Below are 15,454 nucleotides of genomic sequence, written 5' to 3' on the forward strand. Positions count from 1 at the left end.
GCCAATTGCTTACTGCATTGCGCAGCTATTTTCCTTTCTATAACCACAGTAGAATGCACTCATCTTTAAATTATGTGTCACCCGCGAAGTATGAAATTCAATTCGCTTAATCAGGTGTCAATTTTATTGGGGGAAGATTCCCTTGATAAGCGATGAAAGCAGTCTCTCCCTCATTCTTTGTATTGATCGCCCTCATCGGCGGGCTGGCGATTTTAAGCTCCACCCTGTCCAAGACCCCGGTGTTGCCCTTGTTCGCGCAGGCGCTCGGCGCAACGCCGGCGGAAATCGGCTGGATCGTCATCGCCTCGACCATCCCCGGTATCCTGATTAGTATTCCCGCCGGTTCGCTGTCCGATTATCTCGGCAAACGGCGCGTGATCTTATTTTCCCTGCTGATTTTCGCCAGCGCGCCGTTTTTGTATCTCATGGTGAGCGAGGTGTGGCAGTTGATCGCTGTACGCTTCTATCACGGCTTTGCCACCGCGATCTTCGGCACCGTGGCGACGGCCGCGATCGCCGAGCACTATACGCAGGATCGCGCCACTAAACTCTCCACGTATTCTTCGGTTACCATCGTGGGGCGCTCCGTAGCGCCATTCCTGGGCGGATTTTTGATTTCGCTGGCGAGCTTCGACGCGGTGTATATCGCCTGCGGCATCAGCGGTGTGCTGGCGCTCGTCGTGGGCCTGATGTTGAACGACAACGGCGCACCTGTGCCGCTCGCTAAATCGGAGGGCGAAGATGTGCTCAGCGCTCTTAAGCTGGTGTTGCGCGATGCGCGCATCATGGTGACCACTGGGGTGGAGGCGGCGCAATACCTGGTGTTCGGCGCGGTGGAGGCGTTTCTCGCACTGTTCGCCGCGTCACTGGGCATCCCCGCGTGGCAGATCGGTGTGATACTGGGCGTGCAACTGGTGAGCATTGTGTTCATCAAGCCGCTCATGGGCATATTCTCCGACAAGCTGGGGCGCGCGCAAATCATCATTCCCGGCCTGTTGGTCGGAGCGGCGAGCGTCGCGCTGCTGCCTTATTTGCCTTATTTTTCAGGTTTGTGCGCGTTGAGCCTGGTATTCGGTATAGGCTTTGCGATGGTCACCTCCTCAACCTCCGCGCTGGTCGCCGACCTCACCAAGAACGGCGCCTACGGTTCGTCCATGGGGGTGCTGAGCACCGTGATGGACGTCGGCCAGACTATTGGCCCGGTGCTCACCGGCTGGGTGGTGGGCGCCTACGGTTACACCAGCGCCTTCATTTTACTCGGCGCAATCTCGCTAGTCGCGGCGCTGATGTTCGGCTATGCGATGCGTCCGCGTTAATGAGTGGATATACTCACAGGTCAGTAAGTAAGACTACGTTTCCCACTGAGTCCCCGCCCCCTATATAGGGGGCGGGACAGGGTGGGGGCAGGTAAAACAGATATTTACTCAGGAGTCACCTCATATGCGTTGTTGTCTTATTTTTGTGACTCCTGAGTAATATCATTTCCTCCGTGCAACAGGATTTGTCCGCTTATACGGGACTCACCTCAGAGCAGGCCACCACACGGCTCGCCGCGGAGGGCTATAACGAACTTACCCCGCCGCGCCGCAACACTCTGTTGACCAGCGCGCTGGAGGTGCTGCGCGAGCCGATGCTGTTACTGCTGCTCGCGGGCGGCGCGGTTTATTTCATCCTGGGCAGCGCGCGGGACGCCCTGCTGCTGCTCGCCTCGGCGCTGGTTGTCATCGGCATCACGCTGTATCAGTCGCACAAAACCGAGCGCGTGCTGAGCGCATTGCGTGACTTGTCCAGCCCGCGCGCACTGGTGATACGCGACGGTAAGGCCCGGCGCATCAGCGGATGTGAGGTGGTACGCGATGACATTCTGCTGCTGCGCGAAGGCGACCGCGTACCCGCAGATGCCGTGCTGTTGTCGTGCAACGATTTTCACGCCGATGAATCGCTGCTCAGCGGTGAATCCGTGCCGGTGCGCAAGTTGCAGGGTGACGGCGCTTCCGTGATGGGACCGCCGGGCGGCGGCGATACGCCGTTTGTCTATGCAGGCAGCCTGATCGTGCAGGGGCAGGGCGTGGCGCGGGTGCAGCGCACCGGAATCTCCACCGAGCTGGGACGCATCGGCAAGGCGGTGCAAGGCCTGGCGAAGGAAGACTCGCCCTTGCAGCGTGAGACGCGGCGCATCGTGCGCGTGTTTTTCCTGATCGGACTCGTGTTGTGCGCCGCCGTGGTGGCGCTGTATGTCATGACGCGCGGCGGTTGGGCGGAAGGTTTGCTGGCCGGCATCGTGCTCGCGATGGGCATCTTGCCGGAAGAGTTTCCCGTGGTGCTCACGGTGTTTCTGGCGCTCGGCGCCTGGCGCATCGCCAAGGCCCGCGTGCTCACGCGCCATCTGCCCGCTATCGAGACGCTGGGCGCGGCGACGCTGCTGTGCGTGGATAAAACCGGCACACTCACCGAGAACCGCATGGCGTTAAGCGCGCTCGTGGTAAACGGCTCGTTGTTCGAGGCGGGCGAGGCATCGCCGCTGCCCGAACAGTTTCATGCGCTGCTGGAGTACGCCCTGCTCGCCAGCGAGACGGAACCTTTCGATCCCATGGAACGGGCGATACACGAGAGGGCGCAAAAGTTTCTCGCGCACACCGCGCACCTGCACCGCGACTGGGAGCTGGTGCACGAATATTCCTTGTCGCCGCAATTGCTTGCCATGTCGCACGTATGGAAGACGCCGCATGACGATCAGCGCAGGGTCGCGGCCAAAGGCGCGCCGGAGGCGATTGCCGATTTGTGTCACTTGAACGCCGTACAGTTGCATGCGCTGACGGTGCAGGTCGCACGGCTCGCCGATCAAGGCCTGCGCGTGCTGGGTGTGGCCAAGGCGGTTTATCAAGGCAAGCAGCCGCCTGCGCAACAACACGACTTCGACTTTGAGTTTCTCGGTCTCATCGGGTTGCATGATCCGTTACGCATGGGGATAAAAGAGTCGGTCGCGGAGTGCCGCAGCGCGGGCATCCGCGTGGTGATGATTACCGGCGATTACCCGCGCACCGCCAGGGCCATCGCGCGCCAGAGCGGATTCGCCGTTGACGCGGCGCTGAGCGGTGCGGAGCTGGCGACGCTCGGCGATGCGCAGCTGGCGGAAAAGCTACCGTCCGTGGATGTGTTCGCACGCATCACGCCCGAGCAAAAGCTGAGGCTTATTCAGGCATTCAAAGCCAGCGGCGAGATTGTGGCGATGACCGGCGACGGCGTGAACGACGCACCCGCGCTGAAAGCCGCGCACATCGGCGTCGCCATGGGCGGGCGCGGCACCGATGTGGCGCGCGAGGCCGCCTCGCTGGTGCTGCTCGACGATGACTTCCCTTCCATCGTGCGCGCGGTACGCCTGGGCAGACACATTCAAGACAACCTGCGCCGGGCCATGTCGTATCTGTTCGCGGTGCATGTGCCCATCGCCGGTATCGCCCTGTTTCCGCTGTTGCTCGGGCAGCCGCTGCTATTCGCGCCGATCCATGTGTTGTTTTTGGAACTGATCATAGATCCGGCCTGCTCCATCGCCTTCGAGGCCGAGCCGGAGGAAAAGGATGTCATGCACCGTCCGCCGCGCGATCCGCGCGAACCGATGTTCCGCCTGCGCGCGATTCTGCTCAATCTGTTGCAAGGGCTGGGCAGCCTCGTCGCGGTCATGGCCGTCTACAGCGGCACGCTGTATTATGGCCTCACTGTGGAGTCGGCGCGCGCCATGGCGTTCGCGGTGCTGGTCATCAGTAACCTGGGCTTGATATTTTCCAACCGGGCACGCGGCGCAACCGGCGAGCCACAGGCGCCGAACAGCGCCCTGTGGTGGGTGGTAGGCGGCGCGCTCACGGGATTGATACTGGTGATCTATGCCCCTCCGGTGAGCGCGTTGTTTTCTTTCACCGCGCTCAGCATCCCGCAGCTGCTCATGGCCTTTGCCGCGGGGGCGGGTTGCATGCTGTGGTATGAATTATTGAAAAGTATCTCCGCCAGCCGGCGCGCAGCTCATGCTTGAAACCACGTAATGCATTATGAGTGAATAGCTGCATATCGTCTGTCCGCATTGCCACAGCACCAATCGTGTGCCCACCGGAAAATTGACTCATGCCCCCAGGTGCGGGGGATGCAAACAAGCCCTGTTCACGGCGCACCCGGTGGAGCTTACCAATGCAAATTTTAGCCGGCACATTACACAGAGCGGCATACCTGTAGTAGTGGACTTTTGGGCGCCGTGGTGCGGCCCGTGCCGCATGATAGCCCCGATCTTCGAGCAAGCAGCCGTTAAGTTTGAGCCTTATACCCGGCTGGCCAAGCTCAATACGGAGACGGAACAGGAGATTGCAGCACAGTATGGTATACGCAGCATTCCGACCCTGGCGATCTTCAAGCAAGGCCGTGAGATTGCCCGCTCCGCAGGCGTCATGGACTTAAACAAGCTCACGGAGTGGGTTCGTTCACATAGCTGGCACCGCGCTTGAAGCGGTCCATCCAGGCTATTTCTTCGGCTCATCCTTTTCGGATTTCTCACGCAAGGCTTCAGACCAGCCGGCCAGAATCTCGCTGGTGCGCCTGGCCAACACCTCGGCCGTATTGCGCGCGGCCTTGGTTCCTGCCGCCGTCGCATCCTGGAGCGTTGCGCCTACCCGGCTACTGAACTGACCGAGGGTAGCCGAGACCATTCTCCCCGTATCGGTACCGGCACGCTGGAGGTGGCCCGCCAACTCCTTCATGGCCTGCTTCACCTTACCGCCTGCTGCATTCGTAATCTGGCCCATAATAGACAGAAACTCATGCTCCGTCTTTTTAAGATTATCCAGCGCGAGCTTCAAATCCTGATCGGCAAACTCTTTCCCGTGCGACGTTAACTCCTCCAGCGCAAGCTTCGTTGCCTGCGCAGACTTGTTCAGCGCCTCATCCAGCCCGGCGACAGCCTCGGAGAGCGCCGGGGCAATCTCACCGGCCCGCTTGTCCAATCCCTCGCTGATGCCCTCCATCACCGCCTTGACGACTTCCTTAATCCGCTCCGGCTCAAGGCCGTGGCGATTCAACCCCTGCAGCGTTAAATCGCGTACCTTGGGGCGGACCTCGCTGTCCTGCTGCACTGATTTACTGGCCTCGGCTTTAATTCCAGTCAGACTCAGATCTTGTTCTATCATGACCGTTCCCTTCAAAAGTTCTGTGTAACAGCTATTTACCAGTTACCACTCTACCTGAAAAGGACAATCGAATGGATTGATCTGGATCAATATTTATCGAGTTCTAAAAAGATTGATCTGCATCAAGGAAATAACCCTTGGTTTTTTTTGATAATTGGATAGTTTCAAAAATAACCAGAGAACAGATCATGACCGTACACTACCCCAGTCTGGATGAAAAAGAAGGCCATCTGGTTCGCATACCGGCAGGTTCGGTGATGCTCGATGGGAACTTACACCTGCCGCCCAACGCACCCGGGATAGTGCTCTTCGCCCATGGCAGCGGCAGCAGCCGTCACAGCCCACGGAATCGTTTTGTGGCCCAGTTCCTTCACGAAACCGGACTTGCTACGCTGCTCATTGACCTCCTCACAGCGGATGAAGAGTTCGCTGACCGGGTCACGAGGCAACTGTGCTTTGATATCACGCTGCTGGCGAAGCGGCTTGAAGATATCACCGATTGGCTGATGCAAAACCCGGAGACCCAGACGCTGAAAATCGGCTATTTCGGCGCCAGCACCGGCGCCGCGGCCGCCTTGCTTGCCGCCGCCGAGCACCCGGAGGGGGTGAGCGCCATCGTCTCACGGGGAGGACGACCGGATCTGGCGGGCCCGGCCCTTATCAAGGTGCATGCGCCCACCCTGTTGCTGGTGGGCGGCGAGGACGGCCCGGTCATCAAACTGAATCAAAAGGCCCTGGCGCAATTGCAGGTAGAAAAGAGACTCGACATCATCCCGGGCGCGACCCACCTCTTTGAGGAGCCCGGCGCGCTCGAGGAGGTCGCCAGTCTGGCGCGGCAGTGGTTCGAGCATTATCTCAGCCCTGCCGCGCACCCTGACAAAGGCTCTGCCGGTACCAGACACCCTAAGTGAACATCAGCGCCAGGTTCTGGCGAAGAGACCAGTTATGAGCAGCGAAGAACTTGAAAAGACCATCGCCGAGCTAATAGCGCCCGCCAAAGGCATATTGGCCGCCGATGAAAGCTCCGGGACTATTGAAAAGCGGTTCAAGAGCATCGACGTGGCGTCTACCGAGGAGAACCGGCGTAATTACCGCGAGATGTTGTTTACCACTCCGGGCCTGGGCGAGTTTATCTGCGGCGTCATCCTGTATGAGGAAACCCTCCGCCAAAAAACAAAAGACGGCGCCCCGCTGCCACAGGTCCTTATCCATCAAGGTATCGTCCCGGGCATCAAGGTGGACAAGGGCACGGCCCCGCTCGCAAATTTCCCCGATGACACCGTGACGCAAGGTCTGGACGGCCTCGCCGGCCGGCTTGCCGAATACAAACAGCTCGGGGCGCGCTTTGCGAAGTGGCGGGCCGTGCTGCGTATCGGTGAAAAAACGCCCTCACAACGTTGTATAATCGAAAACGCGCATGCCCTGGGGCGTTATGCGGCGGTCTGTCAGGAACTGGGTATAGTGCCCATCGTCGAACCCGAAGTGTTGATGGACGGCAATCACAGCCTCGAACGCTGCGCAGAGGTGACCGGACAGGTCTTGCACGCCGTATTTCATGCCCTGCATCAACACCGCGTCAGATTGGAGCACATGTTGTTGAAGCCGAATATGGTGATCGCCGGAATGGACTACCGGCCCCAGGCAGAGCCCGAACAGGTTGCGAAGGCGACGATCACCTGCTTTAGACGCGCGGTTCCGGCCGCAGTCCCAGGGATCTTTTTCCTCTCCGGCGGTCAGAGTGATGCAATGGCCACCGCAAACCTCAACGCACTCAATGCCTGGCCTGAAAGGCAACCGTGGTGTCTGAGTTTTTCCTATGGCCGGGCCCTGCAGGCGCCGGCGCTGAAGGCGTGGCAAGGCTCAGCCGCCAATGCAGCTACGGCTCAACAAGCCCTCCATAAGCGGGCGCGCTTAAACAGCGCAGCCCGGCAGGGAAAATATACCGCAGCGATGGAAAATACCTAGCAGCCGGGTTTATTAACGAAATATGGTTTTGATAACTAGAGAGAGAACCTGATTATGGAAACAACGTGGATAGTAGTGGCAGATCGAACCGAGGCAAGGCTATTTGAAAGCAAGGTACCAGGCAAGGGGACCTTGCAACACCTGCGGGACATCCCGCACCCGGAGGGCCGTCTCCAGGCGAGAGATATGGAAGCGGACAAGTCCGGCCGTATTTCTGATAGTTTCGGGACACGCCACGCCCTGAGTCCACATCATGACCCGGAAGAACGCCATGCACAGAAATTCGCGCATCACCTTGCCGAGATTCTCAACAAGGGCCGCAACGATCACGCCTATCAGAAGCTCATCCTGGTCGCCGAACCCGGATTTCTGGGGGATTTGTCAGGCGCGCTCGATAAACACACGTCGGCGCTCGTGGAAAAGACCGTAGGCAAAGATCTCATGCATGTGGGAGAGAACGAATTACCACAACACCTGAGCTGAGCTTATGGGCGCCTCTAAAAATAGTGGATTTTGTCTTTAGGCAAGCCGGAATTCTGCGAGGAAGCGGTCGCTCCTGCGCATCCCTGCGCCCGCGACATTGGTGCATCCATGCACGGCACAGTGTACACGGCAGTACATGAGCATTCCGACGTACAGGGACGTACTAGTGTCGCGGGAGGCAGGACGCCGGGAGCGACCGAGCAAAATTTCAACGCCGCAGAAAGACAAAAGATGCATTTTTAGAGGCGCCCTTATATTTGCTTACCGCGTATTCCTGCCCCTCCCCCATCATTTTCAGGGCGGTCAAATCGCTCAGCCGCATTTCCTTACCGTTCACGCCGATGAGCCCCTCCGCCTGAAATCTTGAAAAGAGGCGGCTCACGGTCTCCAGGGTGAGGCCGAGATAATTGCCAATTTCCTCGCGCGTCAAGCGCAGGATGAACCGGGTGCTCGAATAACCAAGCTCCTTAAAACGGTCCGACAAATCGAGCAGAAACACCGCCAGCCGCTGCTCCGCCCGCATGCCGCTCAACAGCTTCATGATCTCCTGGTCACGGATGATTTCCCGGCTCATGAGCCTGTGAAACCAGTGCTGCAAGCGAGGCGCCCGGCGGAAAAGCTCCTCGAGCCGGTTGAAAGGAATGGCGCAGAGGTCACTGTCTTCAACAGCGATGGCGCTGTAATTGTAGTGGTCAGTACTGATGGCGTCCATTCCCAGTAATGCCCCGGGCATATAAAATCCTACGATCTTTTCACGCCCGTCCTCTGATAAATCATACATCTTGAAAAAGCCCCTACGGAGTACATAAAGGGAGGAAAAGGGTTGTCCCGCTCGGTATAAATACTCACCTCGCCGCAGGGTGTGATGCATGTTGACGATTTGAGCAAACTGTTCCAGCTCTGCGTGACTCAGCCCTGCGGATAAACATAAAGGGTGCAGCCTGCAACCGGAGCAGCCGCCCTTGACCTCAACCAGTCTGGGCGGCAACTCACGCCGGACGGGACAGGGGTTCAGATTGACCGGCTGCTCTCTTTGCAAGGCGCATCTCCTGGATGTGGTCCGTAAACTCCTCAAAGGCGGGGTTCACGTATTCGACATGACCGTGCATATCCGTCACCATGACACAGTCCGCGACGTGTTCAAAGGCCGTCCATGGCGCTAGCATGTTTCCCTACTCCTTGAATCAAAGATGTTCAGCAGGATCTTCCGGCTGTCTGTATCGCCGATCTTGGTGATGGATAACTTTGCCGGGAAAAGTTTGCCGTCCTCCTGCGCGGCGTTAAATATCTTTCCGCAGCGGCACAGAAACGCCAGGCGGGAGTCAATGTTGACACCGGATGTGAGTTCCGTGCGGGCCAGTTCCGGCAATAAAACCGAGATGTGAGTGCCTGTTAAGTCACTACAGTGATAGCCGAACATGCGCTCGACAGCGGCGTCGCAATATAAAATCAGACCATAATCGTTCAGCGTGATCGCGCAGCGGCCGCTTTCATCGCCGTGATAGCCATTGGACTCGCAGGGCTCGTTTATGGATTGCTTCAGCATGTTTGCAACCTCCGTGTACATTTTGCGCTATGCACTGTTACAGGATGATTACAGCGTGAAGCTGTTTGAGCTACAGATCACGGAATGCAACAAAACATCTGAGGACTCAAAAAAAGGCTGGTCTTGGGCCAGCTTGACAATCTGTCCCGGAGTCCTGGGGACAGTTTTAGGATGCAGCGATGTGTGTGTGTGAGCAAGGTGACGGGGAGTAGGTCAGCCTTGTTTTTTACTACCGCAAACGGTGCGGCATGGTTAGAGACTAAATGAGTTTTTTTGATCTTGCAACTGTTTTTTCGCCGCTTGCTTATAAAAAAATCGTAAAGGAAAGATGGAACCATTCTAATGCTATGATTTCTTGATGTAGATCAAGTAATTCACGATCAGGGCGCTACTTCTATCATCAATTTCATGCCGCCACGGTATTACCCCAATTGTTTTCAACATAACACTCTGGAGCACTGGAGCACGTATAGCCATTTTGAGCTTCAGGTGCGGATTATCGTTTGGAGCTTGTCTAATTTTATACGTAACCTCAACAATTGAATATTCGTTTCTGGGAGAGACCCTTTGCCAATTTACTGATTCCTTGATGAAGATCAATGTCTTCTTTCACTACTAACCCTAAGGTGGGACCCTATTTGGGTAAGCACGGCTATGTCGTAGAGGCAAATTTAGCTTTCCCAGAGGTCCAGCCAGATAACTACGATCTGCTACTGCTTCCGGGCGGGAAGGCGCCTCAGTCCATCCGGGACAACCTGGATGCGCGTGAAATTGTGAAATTCTTTTTCCTTAGGAACAAGCCGGTTGCCGCGATTTGCCACGGGCCGCAGATTTTGGCCTCGGCGGGCGTGCTTGAGAAAAGGCACGCCACTTGTTACAAGACTGTAGCCGATGAACTACGCAAGGCTGGAGCCCTCTATGAAGATCGGGACGTAGTCGTAGACGGAAACCTTGTTACGTCCAGACAGCCCTCGGATCTTCCCGCATTTATGAGAGAGATAATGAAGAAGCTATTCCAAAAGGAGGATGTGATATGCCGATAGGCGAGCTTTGCAATCGAGATGTCGTGTTCACTACCCGAAGCGACTCTATCCGTGAGGCGGCCCGTCTCATGCGCGAGCATCACGTGGGAGATGTGGTGGTTGTTGACGAAAAGGACGGTATGCGCATACCGGTGGGCATAGTGACGGACCGGGATATCGTCATAGAAATCATTGCAAAAGAGTTGGACCTGGAACAGGTGGCGGTCGGAGATATCATGAGCTTTGTTCTCGTCACGGCGCGAGAGTCGGATGGCATTTACGAAACCATTCAACTGATGCGCGCCAAAGGGGTGCGGCGGCTGCCTGTGGTCAACGCCAGGGGCGCCCTGGTGGGCATACTCGCGGTGGATGACATCATCGGGCTGTTGTCTGAAGAGATGGTGGAGCTTGCCAAGCTCATATCGCGCGAGCAGGCGATGGAGCGAAAGAAAAAGGCATGATCACGATGCCGTGACCCGATTGCGTCCCGCTTACTCAGGAGTCACAAAGTAAGGCTACAATGCTTATGACGTGACTCCTGAGTAAATACAGTGTTTTACCTACCCCCACCCTGTCCCGCCCCCTACACAGGGGGCGGGGACGTAGCGGGAAGTGTAGTAGTACTTACTGACTTATGAGTAACATTAAGATGACAGGCCGTTCGTGACGGTTCACAACGCCGACATCGCCGCGATCTTCGAGGAAATCGCCGACCTCCTGGAGATTGAGGAGGCCAACCCTTTCAGGGTGCGCGCCTACCGTAACGCCGCGCGTGTCATCCGGGATCTGCGCCACGAACTGACCGACATGGTCGCCGGCGGCGAAGATCTTACTCAGCTCCCCGGCATCGGCGAGGATCTCGCGGCAAAGATACAGGAGATCGTCACTACCGGGGGTTCTGCCTTTCTGCGCAAACAGCGCAAACATACTCCTGCAGCGCTCATCGAGCTTCTCAAGCTTCCCGGTCTCGGCCCGAAAAAAGTCAAGGCCCTTTATCATGAACTCGACATCCGCACGGTGGAGCAGCTCGCACGCGCCGCGCGCGACGGACGCATCCGCAGGCTGCACGGCTTCGGCGAGAAGACCGAGGCGAAAATACTACAGGCCATCGAGGCCCAAACCGGCGTAGGTAAACGCTTCAAGCTCGCTGTCGCCGCGCAATACGCCGAGCCTCTGGTGGCGTATCTCAAGGGCGTACCCGGCGTCAAACAGGTTATCGTGGCCGGCAGTTACCGCCGTTATCAGGAGACTGTCGGCGATCTGGATATTCTGGTCACGGCGAGTCGCGACAGCCCTGCCATGGAACGGTTCATTCACTACGATGAAGTAGCGGAGGTTCTCGCTCAAGGCCCCACCCGCGCCACGGTGGTGCTGCGCGCGAAATTGCAGGTGGACGTCAGGGTGGTCGCCGAGGAATCTTACGGCGCCGCGCTGCACTATTTTACCGGGAGCAAGTCACATAACATCACGGTACGCAAGCTGGGTCAGGATAGGGGACTCAAGATCAATGAGTACGGCGTGTTCCGCAGCAAGAAGCGGATCGCCGGTGAGACGGAAGAATCCGTCTACGCCGCCGTGGGTCTGCCCTACATTGAGCCCGAACTCCGGGAGAACCGCGGCGAGATTGAGGCGGCCAGGGCGCACCGCCTGCCCCGGCTCGTAGAGCTCGCCCATCTCCGCGGCGATCTGCACGCGCACACCAAGGCGACAGACGGCCATAACAGCCTGCGCGAGATGGCGCTCGCCGCCCAGGCGCGCGGCTTTGACTATCTCGCCATCACCGAACATTCCCGGCGTCTCACCGTGGCGCTTGGTCTTACCCCGCAGCGCCTGCTCGCGCAGATGGATGAGATTGACCGATTGAATGCGGAGCTTAAAGACATCACCCTGCTCAAGGGCATCGAGGTGGATATACTCGAAGACGGGAATCTCGACCTGCCGGATAACCTGCTGGGGAAACTCGACATCGTGGTGGCGGCGGTGCACAGCCGCTTTGACCTATCACGTGACAAACAGACGACGCGCATCCTCAAGGCCATGGATCATCCGCATTTTTCCATTCTCGCGCACCCGACGGGGCGGCTCATTCAGGAGCGCGAACCTTATGACGCAGACATGCTGCGTATCATTCGCCATGCTCGTGAGCGCGGCTGTTTCCTCGAGATCAACGCCCATCCGGAACGGCTCGATTTGCTCGACATCTATGCGCAGATGGCCAAGGAGGAAGGCGTACTCGTGGCGATCAACTCCGACGCCCACAGCGTCCATCAATTCGATAATCTGCGCTACGCCGTAGGTCAGGCGCGCCGCGGCTGGCTGGAAAAGAGCGATGTCTTGAATACCCGCGGTTTGAAGGAACTGCGCACGATACTGGCACGTACCATGTGAGTACGGAAATCCGTATAGGCACCTCCGGCGCCCTTGATAGATACATTGCGCGCCCCCATTATGACCAACAGGTTGTTGAAAAATGCGACTTTCAACAACCTGCCAAATCCCGGAATGAGTGTGTTTAAATAGATTTCATGCTTGCTATACGTCCACCGGCGGTTGCCGGCAGCTTTTACCCCGCTCAGCCTGCGGAGCTTGGGCGTGAGCTGGACAAACTAATGAGCCGCGTAACCGGGTGCCCGGAAGGGCCTACACCCAAGGTGATGGTTGTGCCCCATGCGGGCTATGTGTATTCCGGACCGGTGGCGGCGACCGCCTATGCCCACCTCCGGGTCATAACGCAGCGTATCCGTCGCGTAGCGCTGTTGGGACCCGCACACCGCGTTTTTGTACGCGGCTTGGCATTGCCCGATGCGGAAGCGCTCGCGACACCGCTGGGCGTCATCCCCATGGACCAAGAGGCGCAACAACAGACCGCTCATCTCCACCAGGTGAGCGTAAGCGGAGAGGCTCATAGGCTGGAGCACTCTCTGGAGGTGCAACTGCCCTTTTTGCAACATATTTTAGGTGATTTCAGTCTGGCGCCTTTCGTGGTGGGCGACGCCAGTGCAGCCGAGGTCGCGGAAGTCATCGAGACCTTATGGGGCGGCAGCGAAACCCTGATTCTTATCAGTTCCGACCTGTCGCATTACTTACCCTACTCCCTCGCGCAGCAAGTGGATCAAAAAACTGCCGCGCAAATACTGGCGCTCAGCTCGGATCCGCTCCAGCATGAGCAGGCCTGTGGCGCGACACCTATTAATGGGTTATTAGAGGTGGCGCGTGAACGTGTGCTACGCCCCGCGCTGCTCGATTTGCGCAATTCCGGTGATACTGCCGGAGGGCGCGACAGGGTAGTGGGCTATAGCGCCTTTGCCTTTTATGAAAATAGCCATGCACAGTGAGCAAGGAGAAACGCTGCTCAAACTCGCACGCGACAGCCTGCGAGAGGCGCTGGGCGTACCCGCCGTTGGCGCTCCCGTGCAAGACTGGTTGATGGAACACGGCGCATGCTTTGTGACCCTGACCCAACAAGACCGATTACGCGGCTGCATCGGCACGCTGGAGGCGCATCGCCCGCTCGTCGAGGATGTACGCGCCAATGCCAGGGCGGCGGCGCTACTCGACTCGCGCTTCGCGCCGCTTGCACCGCACGAATTGCCCTACACACGCATTGAGATTTCCGTGCTCTCAGGAATGGAGCCGCTACAGTTTGAGGATGAGAACGATTTATTCAAACAACTGCGGCCGCACGTGGATGGCGTGGTACTGCGCTGCGGCACAGTGCGCGGCACGTTTCTCCCTCAAGTGTGGCAACAGTTGTCTGAGCCTCAACATTTTTTAAGCGAGCTTAAACAGAAGGCGGGGCTTCCGGCACGTTTCTGGAGCGATGATATTAAGGTGTACCGTTACACCGTGCAGAAATGGCGTGAGCAGGACCCATTAACCGAGAACGCGAGAATAGCGTATACATAGCCATGAATGACATCAATTATCCCGGCCGCTACTGGCACAAATTAGACGACGGCCGCATTCAATGCGATCTCTGTCCGCGCGACTGCAAGCTGCACGAGGGTCAGCGCGGCGCATGCTTCGTGCGCCAGCGCGTCGGCGATCAGATGGTGCTCGCCACTTACGGACGTTCTTCAGGATTTTGCGTAGACCCCATCGAGAAAAAGCCGCTCAATCATTTTTACCCCGGCAGCAGCGTGTTGTCGTTCGGCACTGCGGGCTGCAACCTCGCCTGCAAATTTTGCCAGAACTGGGACATCTCCAAATCGCGTGATTTTGACCGCTTGGCGGATGAGGCGAGCCCGGAGGAGATCGCGCGCGCCGCTGAGCAGTATGGCTGCAAAAGCGTGGCGTTCACCTATAATGATCCGGTGATCTTCGCCGAATACGCGATGGACGTCGCAGACGCCTGCCATGCGCGCGGCATCCAAACCGTGGCGGTCACGGCGGGCTACATGCACGATGAGGCGCGGCGCGATTTTTATTCCAAGGTAGACGCCGCCAATGTAGATCTGAAGGCATTCACCGAAGAGTTTTACCACAAACTCACCGGCGCGCACCTTGCGCCGGTGCTGGAGACGCTGAAGTATTTAAAACATGAAACCAAGGTGTGGTTTGAGATCACCACGCTGCTCATTCCGGGCCATAACGACTCCGATGCCGAGCTCACCAGGATGTGCGAGTGGATCATGGAAAACCTGGGCCCCGACGTGCCGCTGCACTTTTCCGCATTTCACCCCGATTATAAAATGCTGGATATACCACCCACGCCCGCCGCGACCTTAAAGCGTGCGCGCCGCATCGCCATGAATACGGGGCTGCATTATGTCTACACCGGTAATGTGCATGACCAGGAAGGCGACACGACGTTTTGCGCGCACTGTCACGCACCGCTCATCGTGCGCGACTGGTATGAGATTTTGGAATACCGCCTGACGCCGGATGGGCGCTGCCCGGACTGCGCCACCCCGCTGCCCGGCAGGTTCGCCGGCGCGGCCGGCGGTTTCGGCCGCCACCGTATACCCGTCGCTATCCATCACGCCGGACAAGGCTTCGGCTTATACAAGGCGTTTCGTGGCCGGCGTAAAGTTCGTGGATCTGTGATGCAAAATGCTTTTCTATTTCCAGTCGCTTCAGTTTCATCGTCGGGGTGATGAGGCCGTTTTCGATTGTCCACGTATCCAACGTTAGAGCATTTTTGATTTAAGTATTTACATTTATGTGTTATAGTGTCCCTGTCATAGGGGAGGGGCGACTATGTATGCGTATTCAAGAGACTTGCGTGACCGTGTGTTAGGTGCGCTGGAGCGCGGGGAACGTCCGACCGA

General features: G+C 57.7%; 14 protein-coding genes and 2 pseudogenes. 12 read left to right on the forward strand and 4 right to left on the reverse strand.

Annotated features, from left to right (window positions below; all coding sequences use genetic code 11):
* The first annotated feature begins 152 nt into the window (after positions 1–152).
* The 3 genes and pseudogenes from HY028_02845 to trxC all read left to right on the forward strand — a co-directional run bounded on the left by HY028_02845 (position 153) and on the right by trxC (position 4,490).
* Positions 153–1,316: an MFS transporter gene (locus tag HY028_02845; protein MBI3343798.1), complete on the forward strand. Its 1,164-nt coding sequence runs from the start codon at positions 153–155 to the stop codon at positions 1,314–1,316.
* 161 nt (positions 1,317–1,477) lie between these two features.
* The gene (locus HY028_02850; protein ID MBI3343799.1) at positions 1,478–4,027 is read left to right on the forward strand and encodes a cation-translocating P-type ATPase; all 2,550 of its coding nucleotides are present in this window, start codon (positions 1,478–1,480) and stop codon (positions 4,025–4,027) included.
* Positions 4,028–4,043: 16 nt separating this feature from the next.
* A pseudogene (gene trxC / locus HY028_02855) lies at positions 4,044–4,490 on the forward strand (thioredoxin TrxC).
* Positions 4,491–4,505: 15 nt separating this feature from the next.
* On the opposite strand, the gene HY028_02860 reads toward trxC, so the two are convergent.
* Positions 4,506–5,168 carry a hypothetical protein gene (locus HY028_02860; protein MBI3343800.1) on the reverse strand — a complete coding sequence of 221 codons (663 nt, stop codon included), beginning with the start codon at positions 5,166–5,168 and terminating at the stop codon, positions 4,506–4,508.
* 188 nt (positions 5,169–5,356) lie between these two features.
* On the opposite strand from HY028_02860, the gene HY028_02865 reads away from it, so the two are divergent.
* The 4 genes from HY028_02865 to HY028_02880 all read left to right on the forward strand — a co-directional run bounded on the left by HY028_02865 (position 5,357) and on the right by HY028_02880 (position 7,859).
* On the forward strand, positions 5,357–6,079 hold the full coding sequence (locus tag HY028_02865) for a dienelactone hydrolase family protein (protein ID MBI3343801.1): 723 nt from the start codon (positions 5,357–5,359) through the stop codon (positions 6,077–6,079).
* Between the two features lie 34 nt (positions 6,080–6,113).
* Positions 6,114–7,133, forward strand: a complete 1,020-nt coding sequence (locus HY028_02870) for a fructose-bisphosphate aldolase class I (protein MBI3343802.1) — start codon at positions 6,114–6,116, stop codon at positions 7,131–7,133.
* A gap of 75 nt (positions 7,134–7,208) precedes the next feature.
* Positions 7,209–7,616, forward strand: a complete 408-nt coding sequence (locus HY028_02875) for a host attachment protein (GenBank protein ID MBI3343803.1) — start codon at positions 7,209–7,211, stop codon at positions 7,614–7,616.
* Positions 7,617–7,646: 30 nt separating this feature from the next.
* Positions 7,647–7,859: a hypothetical protein gene (locus HY028_02880; protein MBI3343804.1), complete on the forward strand. Its 213-nt coding sequence runs from the start codon at positions 7,647–7,649 to the stop codon at positions 7,857–7,859.
* Here HY028_02880 and HY028_02885 read toward each other — a convergent pair.
* From HY028_02885 to HY028_02895, 3 genes are read right to left on the reverse strand one after another with little or no spacing between them, the layout of a single operon-like run.
* A complete protein-coding gene (locus HY028_02885) occupies positions 7,825–8,631 on the reverse strand; it encodes a cyclic nucleotide-binding domain-containing protein (GenBank protein ID MBI3343805.1) in 807 nt (268 codons plus the stop codon). The two genes, HY028_02880 and HY028_02885, sit on opposite strands and share 35 nt — an antisense overlap.
* Positions 8,606–8,782: a PAS domain-containing protein gene (locus HY028_02890; protein MBI3343806.1), complete on the reverse strand. Its 177-nt coding sequence runs from the start codon at positions 8,780–8,782 to the stop codon at positions 8,606–8,608. The genes HY028_02885 and HY028_02890 overlap by 26 nt, the downstream gene beginning before the upstream one ends.
* Positions 8,776–9,162: a PAS domain S-box protein gene (locus tag HY028_02895; GenBank protein MBI3343807.1), complete on the reverse strand. Its 387-nt coding sequence runs from the start codon at positions 9,160–9,162 to the stop codon at positions 8,776–8,778. The genes HY028_02890 and HY028_02895 overlap by 7 nt, the downstream gene beginning before the upstream one ends.
* A gap of 599 nt (positions 9,163–9,761) precedes the next feature.
* Here HY028_02895 and HY028_02900 point away from each other — a divergent pair.
* The 5 genes and pseudogenes from HY028_02900 to amrS all read left to right on the forward strand — a co-directional run bounded on the left by HY028_02900 (position 9,762) and on the right by amrS (position 15,280).
* Positions 9,762–10,205 (forward strand): DJ-1/PfpI/YhbO family deglycase/protease, encoded by a 444-nt coding sequence (locus HY028_02900; protein MBI3343808.1) that lies wholly within the window; start codon positions 9,762–9,764, stop codon positions 10,203–10,205.
* On the forward strand, positions 10,196–10,645 hold the full coding sequence (locus HY028_02905) for a CBS domain-containing protein (GenBank protein MBI3343809.1): 450 nt from the start codon (positions 10,196–10,198) through the stop codon (positions 10,643–10,645). The genes HY028_02900 and HY028_02905 overlap by 10 nt, the downstream gene beginning before the upstream one ends.
* A 202-nt stretch (positions 10,646–10,847) precedes the next feature.
* Positions 10,848–12,572 carry a DNA polymerase/3'-5' exonuclease PolX gene (polX, locus tag HY028_02910; GenBank protein MBI3343810.1) on the forward strand — a complete coding sequence of 575 codons (1,725 nt, stop codon included), beginning with the start codon at positions 10,848–10,850 and terminating at the stop codon, positions 12,570–12,572.
* A 221-nt stretch (positions 12,573–12,793) separates the two neighbouring features.
* Positions 12,794–14,090: pseudogene (gene amrB, locus HY028_02915) on the forward strand (AmmeMemoRadiSam system protein B).
* 2 nt (positions 14,091–14,092) lie between these two features.
* Positions 14,093–15,280 carry an AmmeMemoRadiSam system radical SAM enzyme gene (gene amrS / locus HY028_02920; GenBank protein ID MBI3343811.1) on the forward strand — a complete coding sequence of 396 codons (1,188 nt, stop codon included), beginning with the start codon at positions 14,093–14,095 and terminating at the stop codon, positions 15,278–15,280.
* The last annotated feature ends 174 nt before the right edge of the window (positions 15,281–15,454 follow it).

This window comes from Gammaproteobacteria bacterium (genome assembly GCA_016195665.1).
GTDB lineage: Bacteria > Pseudomonadota > Gammaproteobacteria > SURF-13 > SURF-13 > JACPZD01.

Bases quoted from the DNA above. Each gene is read 5' to 3' on its own strand.
- HY028_02890 (MBI3343806.1), bottom strand. From the start codon at position 8,782: ATGCTAGCGCCATGGACGGCCTTTGAACACGTCGCGGACTGTGTCATG.
- HY028_02845 (MBI3343798.1), top strand. From the start codon at position 153: ATGAAAGCAGTCTCTCCCTCATTCTTTGTATTGATCGCCCTCATCGGC.
- HY028_02860 (MBI3343800.1), bottom strand. From the start codon at position 5,168: ATGATAGAACAAGATCTGAGTCTGACTGGAATTAAAGCCGAGGCCAGT.
- HY028_02895 (MBI3343807.1), bottom strand. From the start codon at position 9,162: ATGCTGAAGCAATCCATAAACGAGCCCTGCGAGTCCAATGGCTATCAC.
- amrS (MBI3343811.1), top strand. From the start codon at position 14,093: ATGAATGACATCAATTATCCCGGCCGCTACTGGCACAAATTAGACGAC.
- HY028_02900 (MBI3343808.1), top strand. From the start codon at position 9,762: ATGTCTTCTTTCACTACTAACCCTAAGGTGGGACCCTATTTGGGTAAG.
- HY028_02905 (MBI3343809.1), top strand. From the start codon at position 10,196: ATGCCGATAGGCGAGCTTTGCAATCGAGATGTCGTGTTCACTACCCGA.
- HY028_02870 (MBI3343802.1), top strand. From the start codon at position 6,114: ATGAGCAGCGAAGAACTTGAAAAGACCATCGCCGAGCTAATAGCGCCC.
- HY028_02865 (MBI3343801.1), top strand. From the start codon at position 5,357: ATGACCGTACACTACCCCAGTCTGGATGAAAAAGAAGGCCATCTGGTT.